17 protein-coding genes are annotated in these 17,205 nt (G+C 51.1%); 13 read left to right on the forward strand and 4 right to left on the reverse strand.

Features of this window, described 5'->3' with window-relative positions; all coding sequences use genetic code 11:
* Positions 1-196 precede the first annotated feature (196 nt).
* The gene (locus tag AC4GL5_RS04185; protein WP_490381534.1) at positions 197-1,231 is read right to left on the reverse strand and encodes an AraC family transcriptional regulator; all 1,035 of its coding nucleotides are present in this window, start codon (positions 1,229-1,231) and stop codon (positions 197-199) included.
* 154 nt (positions 1,232-1,385) lie between these two features.
* Here AC4GL5_RS04185 and AC4GL5_RS04190 point away from each other — a divergent pair, with 154 nt between their 5' ends.
* The 9 genes from AC4GL5_RS04190 (at position 1,386) to AC4GL5_RS04230 (ending at position 11,057) form a co-directional block, all read left to right on the forward strand.
* Positions 1,386-3,431, forward strand: coding sequence for an FAD-dependent oxidoreductase (locus AC4GL5_RS04190; RefSeq protein ID WP_490381535.1), 2,046 nt, complete (start codon positions 1,386-1,388; stop codon positions 3,429-3,431).
* A gap of 246 nt (positions 3,432-3,677) precedes the next feature.
* Positions 3,678-4,136 carry a YaiI/YqxD family protein gene (locus AC4GL5_RS04195; RefSeq protein ID WP_490381536.1) on the forward strand — a complete coding sequence of 153 codons (459 nt, stop codon included), beginning with the start codon at positions 3,678-3,680 and terminating at the stop codon, positions 4,134-4,136.
* Between the two features lie 64 nt (positions 4,137-4,200).
* Positions 4,201-5,145, forward strand: a complete 945-nt coding sequence (locus tag AC4GL5_RS04200; RefSeq protein WP_490381537.1) for a 1-aminocyclopropane-1-carboxylate deaminase/D-cysteine desulfhydrase — start codon at positions 4,201-4,203, stop codon at positions 5,143-5,145.
* Between the two features lie 105 nt (positions 5,146-5,250).
* A complete protein-coding gene (locus AC4GL5_RS04205) occupies positions 5,251-6,621 on the forward strand; it encodes a Dyp-type peroxidase (protein ID WP_490381538.1) in 1,371 nt (456 codons plus the stop codon).
* 96 nt (positions 6,622-6,717) lie between these two features.
* The gene (gene cobT, locus AC4GL5_RS04210) at positions 6,718-7,815 is read left to right on the forward strand and encodes a nicotinate-nucleotide--dimethylbenzimidazole phosphoribosyltransferase (protein ID WP_490381539.1); all 1,098 of its coding nucleotides are present in this window, start codon (positions 6,718-6,720) and stop codon (positions 7,813-7,815) included.
* A complete protein-coding gene (locus AC4GL5_RS04215) occupies positions 7,805-8,593 on the forward strand; it encodes an adenosylcobinamide-GDP ribazoletransferase (protein ID WP_490381540.1) in 789 nt (262 codons plus the stop codon). The genes cobT and AC4GL5_RS04215 overlap by 11 nt, the downstream gene beginning before the upstream one ends.
* Positions 8,594-8,617: 24 nt before the next feature.
* Positions 8,618-9,322 (forward strand): histidine phosphatase family protein, encoded by a 705-nt coding sequence (locus tag AC4GL5_RS04220; protein WP_490381541.1) that lies wholly within the window; start codon positions 8,618-8,620, stop codon positions 9,320-9,322.
* 55 nt (positions 9,323-9,377) lie between these two features.
* Positions 9,378-10,052, forward strand: coding sequence for a class II aldolase/adducin family protein (locus tag AC4GL5_RS04225; protein WP_490381542.1), 675 nt, complete (start codon positions 9,378-9,380; stop codon positions 10,050-10,052).
* Positions 10,053-10,103: 51 nt separating this feature from the next.
* Positions 10,104-11,057, forward strand: coding sequence for an EamA family transporter (locus AC4GL5_RS04230; RefSeq protein ID WP_490381543.1), 954 nt, complete (start codon positions 10,104-10,106; stop codon positions 11,055-11,057).
* Positions 11,058-11,091: 34 nt separating this feature from the next.
* Here AC4GL5_RS04230 and AC4GL5_RS04235 read toward each other — a convergent pair whose 3' ends face one another.
* Both AC4GL5_RS04235 and zntR read right to left on the reverse strand, forming a co-directional pair.
* Positions 11,092-12,177, reverse strand: coding sequence for an SO_0444 family Cu/Zn efflux transporter (locus AC4GL5_RS04235; RefSeq protein ID WP_490381544.1), 1,086 nt, complete (start codon positions 12,175-12,177; stop codon positions 11,092-11,094).
* On the reverse strand, positions 12,164-12,607 hold the full coding sequence (zntR, locus tag AC4GL5_RS04240) for a Zn(2+)-responsive transcriptional regulator (RefSeq protein WP_490381545.1): 444 nt from the start codon (positions 12,605-12,607) through the stop codon (positions 12,164-12,166). The genes AC4GL5_RS04235 and zntR overlap by 14 nt, the downstream gene beginning before the upstream one ends.
* Before the next feature lie 221 nt (positions 12,608-12,828).
* Here zntR and AC4GL5_RS04245 point away from each other — a divergent pair, with 221 nt between their 5' ends.
* On the forward strand, positions 12,829-13,347 hold the full coding sequence (locus AC4GL5_RS04245; RefSeq protein WP_490381546.1) for an outer membrane beta-barrel protein: 519 nt from the start codon (positions 12,829-12,831) through the stop codon (positions 13,345-13,347).
* Positions 13,348-13,441: 94 nt separating this feature from the next.
* Positions 13,442-14,095: a LysE family transporter gene (locus AC4GL5_RS04250; protein ID WP_490381547.1), complete on the forward strand. Its 654-nt coding sequence runs from the start codon at positions 13,442-13,444 to the stop codon at positions 14,093-14,095.
* A gap of 45 nt (positions 14,096-14,140) precedes the next feature.
* Here AC4GL5_RS04250 and AC4GL5_RS04255 read toward each other — a convergent pair whose 3' ends face one another.
* A complete protein-coding gene (locus AC4GL5_RS04255; protein WP_490381548.1) occupies positions 14,141-15,115 on the reverse strand; it encodes a DUF1853 family protein in 975 nt (324 codons plus the stop codon).
* A 129-nt stretch (positions 15,116-15,244) separates the two neighbouring features.
* On the opposite strand from AC4GL5_RS04255, the gene AC4GL5_RS04260 reads away from it, so the two are divergent.
* Both AC4GL5_RS04260 and AC4GL5_RS04265 read left to right on the forward strand, forming a co-directional pair.
* On the forward strand, positions 15,245-16,129 hold the full coding sequence (locus AC4GL5_RS04260; protein ID WP_490381549.1) for an NAD(+) kinase: 885 nt from the start codon (positions 15,245-15,247) through the stop codon (positions 16,127-16,129).
* Positions 16,119-17,111: a metallophosphoesterase gene (locus AC4GL5_RS04265; RefSeq protein WP_490381550.1), complete on the forward strand. Its 993-nt coding sequence runs from the start codon at positions 16,119-16,121 to the stop codon at positions 17,109-17,111. Before AC4GL5_RS04260 ends, AC4GL5_RS04265 begins: the two co-directional genes overlap by 11 nt.
* The last annotated feature ends 94 nt before the right edge of the window (positions 17,112-17,205 follow it).

Genomic DNA, 17,205 nt, shown 5'->3' on the forward strand with positions numbered 1-17,205 from the left:
TACCGGCCTGTCACGCCGGGGGTCGCGGGTTCGAGTCCCGTCCGGTCCGCCATTTGCTTGCTACATACCTATCTTGTAATTCTGAAATAGTCCTGTAACTCCCCTCCGATCGGAAAACTATTCTCAGCGTTTCCTGCGTCCACGTTGCATCTCTGAATAAAACTATCCCCTGGTTTATCCACAGTCCTTCTGGCTGCTATTTGTTCCTGTTCAGCTCTTTTCTGTATTGGCCTGGAGCCAGGTTGTGCCAGCGCTTAAATGCTCGCTGAAATGCGGGAGTTGATGAAAAGCCCATAAGCCATGCTATTTCACCTAAAGTCAGCTGTGTGTCACGGGTGTAGCGGGTTGCCAGAGCTTTTCGTGTTTCATCAAGTAGTCCCGTAAAACTTGCATGTTCTGTCTGTAACTGGCGTCTCAGTGTCCAGGGTTCCAGGTTAAAATGCCTGGCAATGCTCTCTAATGTTGGGGTTTGACCGCTGAGTTGCATCGCAATCGCTTCGCAAACCTTATCCACAAGCGACCTTCCCTGAAGAATACGATCCAGTTCCTGCTGACAAAGCTGTTCCAGATGTCGGAATGTCACAGGGTTGCTCTGATGACAGCTTTGACGACACAGGTCGTCAGGTAACCAGAGAGTGTTGCCCTGTGCTGAAAATTGCACCGGTATTTTCCAACGCTGATACGATGCGGCGTATGCAGGGCGATTAAATTCGATATCGATTTTAGCGCCTGCCTGAGTCAGTTCTGATAAAGAGAACCCGCTCCATTCCTGAAGAAGACTCAGCCAGCCTCCCAAAACGGCATCCACGACAAAAAAGTTGTATCGGTTGTAGGGGCTGATTGAGTAAAAGCAGAAACCGGTTCGCTCTTTTTCATGGACGATATAGCTATGTCCGCGGCTGTTTGAGCTGTAGAGGCGCTCAAAGCGAATTGACGTTATTAAGGCTTCTTCCAATGTTGCTGCCGATTGTGCTGCCAGACCCATCAGGCCAAAGTGATGGCTGCGGCATTTTTCGCCCATCAGAATACCAATATCATCCCGTTCGGTGAGCCGGCTCGCCTTTTCTCCCAGTCGCATATAGCGGGGAATACTGATCCTGCGCTCCGGGTGACTGTTTTTCAGATCGCCCAGTCCAAACTCTGCAAAAAGCGTATCCGGGTTTTTACCCTGTTCTTCCACCGCCTGATAGAGGCATTGCAGGATGTTGACGTTGATATCGCCCAGTTTCATAGCTTGCGTGTTCTCTAAAGTTATTCATTTGTCTCTCAAGGATAATACGTTTTTACGGGCATGGTTTACAGTTAAGCCAACATAAAAAGAAAGCTATGCATCTGTCACAGGCAGAACAGCAACATAATGAGAGTTTGCGACCGAGGATACTTTGATGACAATCGCCAATACTTCTACCTCTTCACCATACCCGACACTGCTACAGCCTCTCGATCTGGGTTTTGTCACCCTGCCTAACCGGGTACTGATGGGCTCTATGCATACCAATCTGGAAGAAAGCCCAAATGGTTTTGAACGATTGGCAGCCTTTTATGCCGAGCGTGCGAGAAATGGTGTCGCTCTGATCGTGACCGGTGGTATCTCGCCCAACAAAGAGGGGGCTGTCTTTGAAGGCTCAGCCAAAATGAGCACTCCAGAAGAGGCAGAAAAACACAAGGTAATGACTGAGGCGGTGCATGATGCCGGTGGCCGTATCTGTATGCAGATTCTGCACGCGGGTCGTTATGCTTATTCACAGCGACTCGTGGCACCCTCTGCGGTTCAGGCTCCGATTAATCCTTTTCCTCCTCGTGAACTGACCGGTGAGGAAGTCGAGCAGCAGATTGCGGATTACGTGAATTCTGCAGCGATGGCCCAGCTGGCGGGTTATGACGGTGTTGAGATCATGGGATCTGAAGGCTATCTGATTAACCAGTTTATCGCTGCCCGTACCAATAAGCGTTCGGATGAGTGGGGTGGCAGTTTTGATAACCGCACGCGCTTTGCCACTGAGATTGTGCGTCAGGTTCGGGAGAAAGTGGGTACTGACTTTATTATCATTTTCCGCCTGTCGATGTTGGATCTGGTAGAAGGCGGCAGTAACTGGGAAGAAGTGGTTGAGTTGGGCAAGCGTATCGAAGCCGCGGGTGCCACTCTGATCAACACAGGTATCGGCTGGCATGAAGCCCGCGTTCCGACCATTGCCACCAGCGTTCCCCGGGCAGCCTTTACTCAGGTAACGCAGCAGATGAAACAGGTACTGTCGATTCCTCTGATCACCACGAACCGAATTAACACGCCGGAGGTGGCAGAAGAGGTACTGGCGGAGGGTCATGCGGATATGGTGTCTATGGCGCGTCCGTTCCTGGCGGATCCGGCCTTTGTCAGTAAGGCTGCTGAAAACCGTGCCGATGAGATCAATACCTGTATTGGTTGTAATCAGGCCTGTCTGGATCATACCTTCTTTATGAAGATAACCTCCTGTCTGGTAAACCCTCGTGCCTGCCATGAAACGGAAGTGCTTGTTGAGCCAGCACAGCAGGTTAAAAGCGTTGCGGTTGTCGGTGCAGGTCCTGCAGGTTTGTCAGCGGCCACTACGGCGGCAGAGCGTGGCCATAACGTCACCCTGTTTGATGCGGGTTCTGAAATCGGTGGTCAGTTTAATTACGCCAAGCGCATTCCGGGTAAGGAAGAGTTTTACGAAACCCTGCGTTACTTTAAGCGCCGTATCGAAGTGACAGGTGTCGAACTCAAACTAAATACCCGTGTTGATGCTGATGATCTGAAAGCGTTTGACGAGGTGATTCTGGCAACCGGTATCACGCCGCGCACACCGGGTATTGAAGGTATCGATCACCCGAAAGTGGTGACCTATATCGAAGCGATCACCGGTGCCAAACCGATCGGTCAGAAGGTGGCTGTGATGGGTGCAGGTGGTATCGGATTTGATGTTTCCGAGTTGCTGACCCAAAAAGGCGAATCTGCCAGCCTGAATATTGAGGAGTTTATGCACGAGTGGGGCGTGGATCTGACGGTTCAGCACCGTGCCGGTATCGAAGGGGTAGAAGCCCATAACCCGGAACCCGCCCGCGAAGTCTGGTTAATGCAGCGTAAGGCCAGCAAACTGGGCAAAGGCTTGGGTAAGACCACCGGTTGGATTCATCGCGCTTCCCTGCAGAAACGTAATGTTCATATGCTGTCAGGTTGCGACTATCTGAAAATTGATGATGAGGGTCTGCATCTGACCATTAATGGCGAGGAGGATCTGCTGCCAGTGGATAATATCGTCATCTGTGCCGGGCAGGAGCCATGCCGTGAACTGGAGGCGGGCCTGAAAGCGCTGGGTAAGAATCCCCATCTGATTGGTGGTGCTGATGTGGCTGCCGAGCTGGATGCCAAGCGGGCGATCGATCAGGGCTTGCGTCTGGCCGTAACCTTGTAAGTCTGAACCTTGTTTAAATACCTGTAGGGAGCTTCGGCTCCCTTTTTTTATGGCGGATTATGAGCGGGCTGATTGTATGGCGTTCATTATGTCTCAGTCTGCTTTACTGCGTCCGTTGCCTTATTGGCCGCCTGTGTTATTACACTTATGATTGCAGGGGCTTAATTGAGGATCATATTCGTCAGCTTGATTCTGCTGCCTTATAATGCCCGAACTTTTATAACGGTTTAAATGTGAGCAGTTGATATGCAGATCTGGGTGGATGCGGACGCTTGTCCGAAGGTGATTAAAGATATTTTGTTCCGGGCCTCGCAGCGTTTGGATCTGCCGATGATTCTGGTGGCAAACCAGCCCTTAAGCGTGCCGCCAAACTGTAAAATCCGCGCGGTTCAGGTACCGCCGGGTTTTGATGTAGCTGATAATTATATTGTTCAGAATCTTAGTGCCGGAGATCTGGTCATTACGGCGGATATCCCTCTGGCCGCTGAGGTCATCGACGAAGATGCCCATGCCCTGAATCCCCGTGGCGAGCTGTACACCAAGAACAATATTCGTGAGCGCCTGATGATGCGGGACTTTATGTCTGACCTGCGCAGTAGCGGTGTTCAGACCGGTGGCCCTGCGGCTCTTAGTCAGCGTGACCGTCAGGACTTTGGTAATGCGCTGGATAAGTTTCTGGCCAAGCATGTAAACACTGCCAGCTGATATGCGGGGCAACCAATTTCTTTTACGGTTTCAGCGTTGGCAGGAAATAATCGGTGAACCCCCTTTGCAGCAGATTGATCATCCTCTGCTGAAAGAAAAAAATGTTGACCTGAGGGTGTTGAGAACTGATTTAGTACACCCTGTCATTTCCGGCAACAAAGCCTATAAGCTCAAATACAATCTTGATGCCGCGATTCAGCAACAGGCTACGGGGGTGCTCTCCTTTGGCGGGGCCTGGTCAAACCACCTGCACGCACTGGCCTATTCCTGTTACCAGTTGCAGCTGCCTTGTGTGGCCGTGATTCGCGGTGAGCCAGAGCTGATCCTGAAAAGCGCCATGCTTCAGGATGTTAAGCGTTGGGGCTGCCTGCTGCACTTTGTGAGCCGCAAAGAGTACCGCTTGCGGGAAGAAGCGGACTGGTTGCAAAAACTCTCTGAAACCTTTCCCGGATACTTTATCGTGCCGGAGGGTGGCAGTAGCCCCTTAGCAGAACCTGGGGTTGCTGAGTTATCTCATCAGCTTGAACAGGCCTGTCAAAAAAGTGATGGGGGAGAGGAGAGTGAGTTGCCGGATCAGGTCTGGTGTGCCGTTGGCACGGGGGGGACGTTGGCAGGGCTGCTTGCCGGACGGAAAAAGCCTTATCATCTACTGGGCGTGCCGGTGTTAAAAAGGGGGGATTTTCTTTGGCAGCAGATCGCTGACCGTTTTTCTGCTGCCGGCGATGATGTTCCCGGTAACTGGTCGCTGTTACTGGATGGCCATGGTGGTGGCTACGGTAAGGTCTATGAGGATTTACTCAATAGGATGGCATCTCTTGAAACCGCTTTAAGCTCAGATTGCGTTTCGTTACCGCTTGAACCTGTTTATACCGGCAAGTTATTTCTCAGATTCTGGCAGGCGTTAGAGAATGGAGAGCTGCCGGAAGGCAGTCGGGTTGTGCTGGTTCATACCGGAGGCCTGCAGGGGCGAAGGGGTTATGGTTTACCGTGGAGTTCGCCGGATGCCTGATCGTGACAGCCTTTTTCAAAATGCACTTAAATCGCTTTCCTCTCAACAGTATGATTGAACTGATGGCATAATAGGCCGCACCAGATTTTAGGAGACCAAAGGGTTATGCAGGATCACACGATAAAGAATGTTCAGTCTGGCATTCTCGCTGAATCAAATCAGTTTGGTTATTACATCACTTACACTCTGAGCCCCGATGATGATCTGTTGCCTCTGGTTCGCGATATGGTGGCTCGTTTTCCTTCTATGATCGATGAGTGCGGCCGTGTTTTTGATGTGCCGTCTCTGAATGGTGTGGTTGCCGTCAGCTCGGATGCCTGGGATCGTCTTTACCCGGAAGGGCGTCCCGCTGCGCTGAAATCGTTTCCTGAAATGAAGCAAAGTGGTCGTTCTGCACCTGAGACACCCTGTGATCTCTATTTTCAGATTCGTTCCGATCGCCATGACATCAACTTTATTGTTGCCCGTCGTATTGATGGCATGTTGGGTGAGATCGCCAACCTTCAGGAAGCGATTCCAACCTTCCGTTATCTCGATTCCCGTGATTTGACCGGTTTTGTGGATGGCACGGAAAATCCACAAGGCGAAGACAGAGTCCGGGTCGCTCTGGTGGGTAATGAAGATCCCGCTTTCTCGGGCGGTAGTTATGTTCATTTTCAGCGCTATGTTCACAATATGCCGGTCTGGAACGGTGTTCCTGTCAAAGAGCAGGAGCAGGTGATTGGCCGGACTAAGGCTGACAATATCGAGTTTGAGGGTGATGAAAAGCCGCTGACCTCGCACATTAAGCGTGCCGGTATTAAGGACGATGATGGCTCCTCGATTGAAATTCTTCGTCAGAGTATGGCCTACGGTAACCTGAGTGCACAGGGGCTTTATTTTGTCTCCTACTGCCGTTTTGCTGATAACTTTACCCGCATGCTGGCCAGCATGATCTACAGCGATGCTCACGGGCATTATGATCATATGTTGAAATATACCGAAGCCGTTACTGGAGCCTCTCTGTTTGCACCCTCCCGTGAGTTTTTAGCGAAGTATGTGGGTGCGGCAGCAGAAGCAGAACAGCTGAAAAAAGCGAAAGCTGAGGCCGAAGCCAAGCGCTTGGCGGAAGAAGAAGCAGAGCTGAACTCGACCCGTTCAGAGCTGGCTTATACGCCGCTCAGTGATGCTTTTGCTAACCCGGAAGCACTGAACCCAGTTGAGCCGGAGGTGGATCCGGAAGCGGAAGCAGAGAAGAAGGTGTCTGATCAGGTGGAAACCCCACCGGGAGAGCCTGAAGTGAAAAGTATTACCCCAACCAACACAGGTGGCCGTCGTTACTCTGCAAGTTTCTATCAGGCGATGCTGGATGACGATGAAGAACAGCGTCAGGCGCAGCAGTCCAGTGAACCGCAGGAAAGTAAAAACCTGAAACAACAGCCCGGTCTGCCTTGGACATTGACAGAAGAGGGCAAAAAAGGAATTAAAGACGACTAGCCCATTTTTAAGGCTGACTATTACCGGGGGCTGCTTTGCAGCCTCTTTCCTTTTATGACGCGGGCTCTTGTAGCCTGTTAACCGTCGAGATCTCCAATGTTTTCTATCTCCCGAACCGACAAAAGGCTAGCTGCAGATTTGCAGGAAAAGACTGATACCAAAACCAAGCCGCTTGGCGCATTAGGGCAGCTGGAAACTGTTGCCCTCAAGGTTGGTTTGGTTCAACAGACACTGACTCCCGCATTGAATAAACCCCATATGCTGGTTTTTGCAGGAGATCACGGCATCGTGAGTGAAGGCGTCAGCCCTTATCCACAGGAAGTGACGCCACAGATGGTGCTTAACTTTCTGGGCGGTGGCGCAGCAATCAATGTTTTTTGCCGTCAGCATGGCATTGATCTGGAGGTGGTTAACGCGGGTGTGGCGGCTGATTTGCCTGATCATCCTAAATTGTTCGATGCCTGTGTTGCCAGAGGAACTGCCAATTATCTGCACGGGGCTGCGATGACCGACGAAGAGGTCCGGCAGGCATTGCAGCGGGGTGCTGATCAGGTTGTGCGGGTGGCGTCCGGAGGCTGTAATGTGATCGGTTTTGGTGAAATGGGGATCGGTAATACCTCATCGGCCGCCTTGCTGATGCATCACCTGACCGGTATCTCGCTTGCGGAATGCGTCGGGCGTGGAACAGGACTGGATGAGAAAGGCGTTCTGAAGAAACTGGCGATTCTGCAGAAGGCTTCTGCAAACTATCTGCAGGACAATGACGGACAGCCAAGTCATAACCCGCTGCGCATTCTTGCCCGGTTTGGTGGTTTTGAAATTGCCATGATCTGTGGTGCCATACTGAAAGCCGCTGAGCTGAAAATGCTGGTGCTGATTGATGGCTTTATTGCCACCAGTGCTCTGTTGGTCGCCCATGGCCTGTTTCCGGATGTTCTGGATTATTGCATCTTTACCCATCAGTCTGATGAAAGCGGGCATCGCAAGATGCTCAGCTATCTGAAAGTTCAGCCGTTGTTGCAACTGGACCTGAGACTTGGTGAAGGCAGCGGTGTTGCTGTGGCTTATCCGCTGGTGGTCTCTGCTGTGGCTTTTCTGAATGAAATGGCTTCTTTTGCCGATGCGGGAGTCAGCGTTGAAGAGCTGGTATCCGGTACTGACGATGCGGGGAATGAGAGCAGCAATGACGGCTGATAGGTCCGGGAAAAGTTTTTGGCAGCAGCAGGGTTATCTGCTGCTGGGGGCTATCGTGTTTTTTACCCGTATTCCGGTGAGAAAACAGGTGCCGGATGAGGCGTTACAGCTGAATCGTGCCGCGCGCTTTTTGCCTGTTGTGGGGCTGATGGTTGGTGCGGTTTGTGCGCTGTCTTTTGTTGTCTTTTATGGCATCTGGCAAAACCTCTGGCTGGCGCTGTTGCTGAGCACAACGGTTGGCATTCTCACGACCGGGGCATTTCACGAAGATGGCTTTGCGGATTCCTGCGATGGCTTTGGCGGCGGCTGGCAGAAGGAGCAGGTGCTGCGCATCATGAAGGACTCCCGATTGGGAACCTATGGTGCACTAGGTCTTGGGCTGATGCTGGCGATTAAGCTCTCGACCCTTGCGCTGCTGTCACCGGACCTGATTCCCTGGGTGTTGCTGCTCGGACATGCCTTAAGCCGGAGCTTCTCCGCCAGTTTTATGTTCACCTTAAATTATGTTCGCGATGATGCCGACCGAAAGTTATCCGGCCGCAGCGATCCTATGACGGCTGGAGAACTGAGCTTTATTACCGCTGTCGGTGCTCTTGGGTTACTGTTTCTTTCCCTGGGAACTGCACTGCTTCTCATCGCTGGCCTTTTTCTGCTGCATCGTCTTCTTAGCTGGTATTGGCTGAAACGAATCGGTGGCTATACCGGTGATTGTTTGGGCGGTGCTCAACAACTGGCGGAAGTTCTGATTTATCTGATTTTGTCTGCTGCACTTGTTTAAGCCATAAACTATAAGTTACGAAGCATGCCGCAAGAAACCTCATCGAGTCCTAACGCTTTGCAACGCAAAACCTGCGATTACCTGCTGGTACGTCATCTTAAGCCAGTGACAGAAGCAGGAATCTGTTACGGTCAGAGCGATCTGCCTGCTGCCGAGCTTCCCGATCCTGCCTGGCAGGAGCTGATAGCTTTCCGGTCGGATCTGCCTCTGCTTTCTAGTCCGCTGCTTTCCAGTCCTCTACAGCGCGCACGAACACTTGCGGATCATTTGTCAGCTTTGCAAAGAAAGTCTTCGGAAGCTCCTGCTCCCGCATCCATAGCGGAAGACCATCGCTGGCAGGAACTTGATTTTGGTGACTGGGAAGGGCTGAGCTGGCAGCAGATCGGGCAGGACAATGTCGAGTCCTGGCAACAGAATCTGCTGGGGTTTCAGTTCCCCAACGGTGAGTCCGCCCTGCAGATGCAGCAGCGGGTGTTGTCAGCCTGGCGGGATTGGTTACGACAGCGAACAGGCGGTGTTCTGGTGACCCATCTCGGCGTGATACGTATGTTGCTTGGGCAGGTGCTGCAAATTCCTTTTCAGCAACAACTCATGTTGCAGATCGATTATCAGAAAGTGGTCTGGCTGCAGCAAAGCTGGCTTGAAGATAACAAGGGTGTGATTCAGCCCGGTTCAGAGGTCTGGCAGCTAAAAGGCGTTAATCTTTCAGCTGATGCTCTACTTCGTTAGCGGCTTATCGGCAGATTGAAGCCACGATCAATTTTATTCGGAAGGACAAGACTAAATGGCCGAGCGTGAAGGCGTTATTAAATACCAGCTGGACTACACACCATCGTCACCCTGTGACGATAGGCTGCTGGAATCGATTCAGCAGTGGCGGCTGACGTTGTTTCAACTGGGGCTGATTGGTCAGGATCCTGCCCGCTATGGCGGCCTGGGTTATGGCAATATCAGCATTCGCCACGGTAACGGCTTTATTATCAGCGGCACCCAGACCGGTGGGCTGGAACGCCTGACATCTGAGCATTACGCCATTGTTGAGCATTGTGATCCGACGACCAATCATATTGTTGCCCATGGGCCGGTGAAACCCTCATCAGAGGCGTTAACCCATGGCGCTGTTTACGCATTGGATGACACTATTCAGGCGGTGATACATATTCATAGCCCTGAAATCTGGCAAAAGCGTAACCAGCTGTTCCTGCCGGAAACCCCGGCGGATGTGCCTTACGGCACGCCGGAAATGGCGCAGGCGGTTAAGCTGCTCTGGCAAGCGGATGCTTTCAAACTCAGTCCTGTGTTTGCCATGGCAGGCCATGAAGATGGCATTATGAGTTTCGGCTCGGATATGACTGAAGCCGGTATGCCACTATTAAACACCTTTCAATGGGCCAGAGCCTTTGAACTGACCGAAGCGATTGAGTCCGGTGTTCGTGACCCAGACGAAAAACACTTCTGATGAGCCTGCAGAAATGGCTCTGTAGGCCAGAGCGATAAGGAATCTTTGCTGATGAGTACCTGGGTTGCACTGACACTGATGGCGGCTCTGATGCAGTCGGTCAGAACTGCAGGTCAGAAGTCTCTGGGACATGGCCTGACCGCCAGTGGCGCTGCTGTGGTGCGCTATCTCTATGGTCTGCCTTTTGCGCTGATCTATCTGGCGGTACTGATTTTCTGGTCCGGTGCAGACGAAACCTCATTTGTTGTCATTCCCAATCCGGAGCTCAGGTTCTGGGGTTATGCCCTGTTCGCCGCTATCTGTCAGTTGATTGCCACGGCGCTGATGGTTTGGCTGTTTCGTTTCCGCAATTTTGCTTTGGGCAGCTTTTACGTCAAAACCGAAGCTATGCTGGCGGCGGTTTTGGGCGTACTGATCTGGTCTGAGAGCTTGTCTCTCTTGGCATGGCTGAGTATTGCCCTGGGTGCTGTTGGCATCTTCCTGATGGGGCAGGGAAAAGCTTCTCTACTGATCAAATCGGATCGGGGCAAGACTCTGATTTGGGGGCAAAGAATCAAACACTTTTTGCTCGACCCTGCCGCTGGTGTCGGGCTTTTGGCTGGCCTGCTGTTTGCCCTGACCTCACTGTCATTGCGTCAGGCTAGCCTGAGTCTGAATCTTAATTTTCAGCTGGGTGCGGCAGTAACTCTGGTGGTGATGGTGATACTGCAAACCTTAATTGGCGCGCTTTATCTGAGCTGGCGCTCACCATCGGACTGGAAAGCGATGAAGCTGCAAACCGGTGTTTGCGCCTTTGTGGGGCTAACCAGTGTCGTGGGTTCTGTCGGCTGGTTTACCGCGATGACCTTGCAGCCTGTGGCCTACGTGAAAGCCGTCGGGCAGATCGAGTTTGTTTTTACTCTGTTGGTAGCTGTGCTCTTCTTTAAAGAGCGCCCTTCTCCGATTGAGCTGATCGGTATGGGCGCTATCCTGAGTGGTGTCTTGCTGTTGCTACTGGTGGGATAATACTGGCCGGATAAAGTCCTTTGTGTCGATTGCTTCAGATAACGGCCTGCTTGCGAAGTTTGGTTTTTCCATAATGGATAATAAGTGCCGCCAGAATCATCGCGGAACCCAACATCAGCCATTCCGGTAGCAGATGTTCACTGGCTGCCAGTTGCGCCTGAATGTCGATGTTAAAGTTGTGAACCAGTGCATTGGTCGCAAAGCCGGACAGAAACGCCACGCTTAATACACCGGTTAAGTAAGTCACAACAGCTCTGCCACCTAATTCTCTTTTAATGATGCCAAGCGTTGCCATATTGGTTGCCGGGCCAGCCAACATAAACACCAGAACTGCTCCGGGGGATAGTCCGGATAGCAAGAAACCTGCAGCAATCGGCGTGGATGCAGTGGCACAGATATACATAGGGATACCCACCAATGCCATCACCAGCATGGCGGTGAAGCCATCGCCCCACTGGGTCAGAAATTGTTCCGGAACCCAGGTCAGCGTTGCCGCTGCCAGTATGAGGCCGACCAAAAGCCAGCCTGCCATATCATTGAAAATATCCACAAAAGCGTAACGCTGGCCATCCATAAAGCGTTGGAAGAAACTGCTTTGGTTTTCCTGCGGGTTGTCCGGCTTTTTGGTTTTTACGCTGGCCGAGCAACAGCTTTTACTGGCGCAACAGGAGGTTGTCTTTTTTGGACTCGTTTGTTCCGATACTGTTTCAGGTTTGGGCGCATCGTTAAAATATTGTGTCAAAACTCCTGCGCTAATAGCGCTTAAAATTGCTGCAATGGGACGGATAATCGCCATAAAGGGCCCGAGCAGAGCATAAGAAACCGCGATAGAATCTGCTCCGGTTTCTGGTGTCGAGACCAGAAAAGAGACGGTCGCACTTTTGGATGCTCCGTTTCGTTTCAGACTGATTGCCGCAGGAATCACGCTACAGGAACAAAGCGGTAAGGGCGCACCAAAAAGAGCGGCTTTAACCGTCGAAGAGAGGTTATCCTGACCAAGATGTTTCGCTAGTGTGGCGGTGCTGACAAAGCTGTGAATCAGTCCGGCAATCACCAGCCCCCCTAATAGCCAGGGGGCCGCATCCAGAAACAGGTCGTAGAAATGTTCAGCAAGAGGCATCTTGTTCGTCCTGTCTTTTCGGGTCATCGGCAAGAGCGCTTAAAATGGTGCAGTGACTGGCGGGCATATTACCTCCGCAACAGGCATCGGTTATCTGCTTTAATGCACCGCGCATCTGTTCTAACTCCTGAATTTTAGCTTCGATCTCGGCCAGTTTTTCCTCGGCAAAGTCTTTAACCGTTTGGCAGGTTTCCTGTTCTCGGTTTACCTCCAGGTCCAGAAGGCCTGCGATATCCTTAAGAGAGAATCCCACTGCTTTGGCACGAAGAATAAAGGCGACCTGACTTAGGGTGCTTTCAGGGTAAAGTCGGTAGCCGGACTCCGAGCGATGAGGTTCCGGAAGCAATCCCTGCTTTTCATAAAAGCGCAGAGTTTCTACTGTGACGCCTGTTTCTTTAGCCAATAATCCTATTCTGTACAGGTTGCTCATTATGCGACCTCCATATGGCTTTTGCATTATTGTAAACCCTATAGTTAGCTTTAGGGTCAAGGCTGTAATCGTTTACTCTGATCTCAGGAAACAAAAAGTAGTGTATTAGGCTTTAAGTGAGGCTTATGCTTGCCGATAAGTGTGTTAATCTAAACGCAAATCGACAGCGGATGTTTATAACCGGCTGTCAGGGATATAAGAATATAAACAGAGGTTCACTGATGAAGCAGCGTATCATCGCCAGCACTTTAGCCGTTGCGGCTACCCTAGCTTCCATTCCGTCCGAAGCCGCTCCAGTCTATCGTCAAACCCGTGATTCAGCTCCTAGAGTCGATGCCTACCAAGAAGTTTATACTTATGTTGGTATTGATATGATGAGTTACAGCTACAGTGGTACAGCAAACGATTCTGGTAGCTCGACCCGACTGACGTTTGGCCAGCGATTCGAAGAATTTGTATCTGCAGAAACTCAGCTTGCTATTGGCGATGGAACTCATGAATACTCTGTTGGTGTTTATGCCAGAGGCGCTCTGCCTATGGGGCGTTTGCAGTTAAAAGCGCTCATAGGACTTGCGGCCTCTCAGTTTGATAATTCCGGCACAATTGAGAATGTGAAAAGTATTTCTTATGGTGGTGGGGCGGAGCTGACGCTATGGAGAGATTGGTATTTTAATGCTGACTACATGAGTTACGATTCCTCTTTAGATTCAATTAATCTTGGAATTGGCACACGCTTCTAAAGCTAATCGCTTAATAACAAAAGCCAGCATTGCTGGCTTTTGTTGTTTTTGGGGCCGAAATTAATTACAGAGTTAAATTGCGGAGGGCAATCCTATGGCAGAACTACTGCAGTATTGGCCGGAGTTTCTTACAGTAGTTGTGGTTCACTTTCTTGCAGTAGCGAGTCCGGGGCCGGATTTTGCGGTCATTTTACGACAGAGTCTCTGTGCCAGTAGTCGCTCAGGTATCTGGACAGCGATCGGAATTGGTAGCGGAATCCTGGTGCATGTTACCTACTCGCTCCTGGGGCTGGGTCTTCTGATTGCTCAGTCGACTACTGCGTTTACCGTACTGAAAGTGTTGGGTGCCGCATATCTGCTTTGGGTTGGTTGGCAGTGCCTGAAAGCAAAGCCTGCTGCGGACTCTGCAGAAGACGGTGTCGGTCTGAAAGAGGGGGCGAGTGCAGCAACGGCCTGGAAGGCTTGGCGATTGGGCTTCCTGACTAATGCGTTGAATGCTAAGGCGACCCTTTTCTTTGTGTCTCTGTTTTCTGTAGTGATCAGCCCGAGTACCCCGCTTTGGGTTCAGGGGTTCTATGGTCTTTGGATGACGGTGATGACTGGCCTCTGGTTTATCGGGCTTGCGCTGTTTCTGTCCCGTGAGCAGGTTCGGGGCTTCTTCCGTAAGATCAGCCATTGGATAGAGCGGGTGACGGGGGTTGCTCTGATTGCATTAGCGGGCAAGCTTGCGACAGCATCTCAGGGCTGAGATAAGCGCTACGGGTTAGCGTACAGGCGTTATTGGTGAGTCGGGTTATAGCCTATGCCAGGGCAGAGGGATATATCCCGGCCAACCATCGGAAACGACAAACAGGCGCTCACCGGAGCGCCGCTCCAGTAATAATCCTTCTGTACCCATTTGTGGTCTCCGATCACGTTTTTTTCCTGATAAATTGCTTGGGTCTGCTATTTCAGGGGCTGTGAGCTCTTTTATTAAGACCTGGGTGATATCCGGTGCGCTAATCCATTCCGGCATTATCGGTTGTGCCATCCAGTGGGGCTTTCGGCAGACCCGCCATTTTTCTTCAGCCTCTTTCTGATAATGTTCCTGCCATTGAGATAACGTTATCCAGCTTCCTTTCAGGTGATTGGGGTTCATCCTTTCAGGTGATGGAAGTGGTTGCCTAGGCTGGGTTGGATAAAACAGATAGCCTCTGGTCAGAGCGCTGGCGCGATCCGGAATCAGTGATTGTCCGGCTGCTGGGGCATGTTGCTCAAGCCATTGTTGAACCTGTGGCTGTTCTCCCAGTTTTAACTGTTGGTTGATCAGACGTTGCCATTTATGTTCCATACTGTCCTGACAGGCGACACCCAACCAGTGACTCCAGGCGTTGGGTTGGCCCCAGCCGGATTCCGTGCCCAGATAGAACTTGATGGCCAGTTCCAGATGCCAGACCAAACCATCTCGGGTATCTCTGAGCAGTACATCGAATTCTCCCAGCGTTCGATTCTCTCCCTGAATAATCAGGTTGCTGGCAAGAAGCTCAAGTTCAGGATGGATATGGAAATAAAACAGCCAGAGCTGTTCGTGATAATGGCCCAGTAATCCAGTCTTTTTATTGGTCAGCCATGCATCGATAGGGCGCGGGTCTGAATCAAGTTGTACCAAGGTACCCCAGTGGGGGGCGGGTATTTGCCAGCTTTCTGCAGTACAATGGCACAGCTGGGGCGAGGTTAATAACCAGACCAGATCTCTGATTGCCTGATGCTGAAATTTTTCTGGTGTCACGCCTTTATAACCTTTGCCTGATTTATTGGGGAAAGGTAGGTTAAAGCTCTGGCGGTTACAAGACCAACTTTGGCATTTGGGCGCTTTTGAAAAAGCATACATCCACACCAACAAATCATAAGACGGCAGATGGAACAATTTAAAAATATTGGCCTGATCGGGCGACTGGGTAGCACTAAGGTTGTGGATACCATGAAGCGGCTGATCCGCTATCTTCAGGAGCGTGATCTGCACATCATTATTGAAGATCAGATCGGTGAAGTGATGCCGGGTCATGGTCTTCAGGAGGTCAGCCGGAAACTGATCGGTGAAGTTAGTGATCTGGTGATTGTTGTCGGTGGTGACGGCAGCCTTCTGGGCGCAGCACGGGCTATTGCTAAGTACAACACTCCGGTGCTGGGTGTGAACCGTGGTCGTCTAGGCTTTCTGACTGATATTTCGCCAAGTGAGCTGGAAGAGCGTGTGGGTGAAGTGCTTGACGGACAGTACATCACAGAGACCCGTTTTATGTTGGATGCTGAGGTTTACCGAAACGGTGAGCCTGTGGGTAACGCTGTGGGTCTGAATGATGTGGTACTGCACCCTGGTAAATCAGCTCGCATGATTGAGTTTGATCTCTATATCGAAGGTCAGTATGTGTATAACCAGCGTTCCGACGGTCTGATTGTTTCCACTCCGACCGGTTCCACGGCTTATTCTCTTTCCGGGGGCGGCCCTATTATGCATCCTAAGCTGGATGCGATTGTGCTTGTGCCTATGTTTCCGCATACCCTAAGTAGCCGTCCAATCGTTGTTGATGGCAACAGTGAGGTTAAGATTATCATCGCTGAAGATAACGATGCTTATCCTCATGTCAGCTGCGATGGGCAGACACATTTGGTCACTAAGCCCGGTGATGTGCTCTATGTGAAAAAACGGCCGTTTAAGCTGCGTCTGATTCATCCGGTTGACCATAACTTCTATGAGATTTGCCGAACCAAGTTAGGTTGGAGTAGCAGCTTTGGTGACCAATAAGCCCGATTTCGCCCGTTTACCGGAAGCAGCCGGTTATGATCTGATCGGTGATATTCATGGTTGTGCTCATACTCTGGAGCGTCTGCTGTTACAGATGGATTACCGTAAGGTCAATGGTGTCTGGCAGCATCCGGATCGCAAGGTGATCTTCCTTGGTGATATTGTTGATCGCGGCCCCCGCATTCGGGAATCACTGGAGCTGGTTTATAGCATGGTTCAGGCGGGAGAAGCAGCCTGTATTATGGGTAACCACGAGCACAATGCCATTACGTATTGTACGCCTGCTCCCGAAGGTTTCGCTGATGACTATCTGCGCAGTCATAACCCTCGTCATACACGCCTGATCAAAGAGACTTTGGATCAGTTTGAGGGGGCTCAGGATGAATGGGAGACCTATCTGGAATGGTTTAAGACTCTGCCGCTCTATCTGGAGAATGACCAGTTCCGGGTGGTACATGCCAGCTGGGATGATGCGCTTATTCGCACCCTGCAGAATGATTATCAGACTGACAAACTCACCTACGGGCTGCTGATTGAATCTGTTCAGCCTGACAGTTTTGGTTTTCGTCTGATGGAGCATTTAACCCGGGGCAGTCATATCCGTTTGCCGGAAGGCATTGAAATTCACGGTGGTGACGGCTTTACCCGCCGTACTTTCCGGACACATTTTTGGGCTGAAAATCCTGAAACTTATGGTGACGTGATTTTTCAGCCGGATAACCTGCCCGGAAGCCTTGAAGATCGTGCTTTGAGTGAGCAGGAGAAGAAAGATCTGTTGTACTATCCAAAAGATGCACGGCCACTTTTTATTGGGCACTACTGGTGCGAAGGTGTACCGGCACTGGTGACACCGAATATTGCCTGTTTGGATTACAGCGCGGTTAAATATGGCAAGCTGGCAAGCTATCGCTTCAGCGGTGAGTCCCAGCTGGATGCCAGAAATTTTGTCTGGATCTCTGTCGACAGAGACGAGAACGGATAGATCGAGGCGGCCCTAAATAGAGCAGACGGTGACTTATCCTGTCCGTTCTGCAATGGAGGGGAACAGAGAATCCGGACTCCGAAACGTTTTATGA

The sequence above is a fragment of the Oceanospirillum sp. genome (assembly GCF_982874595.1).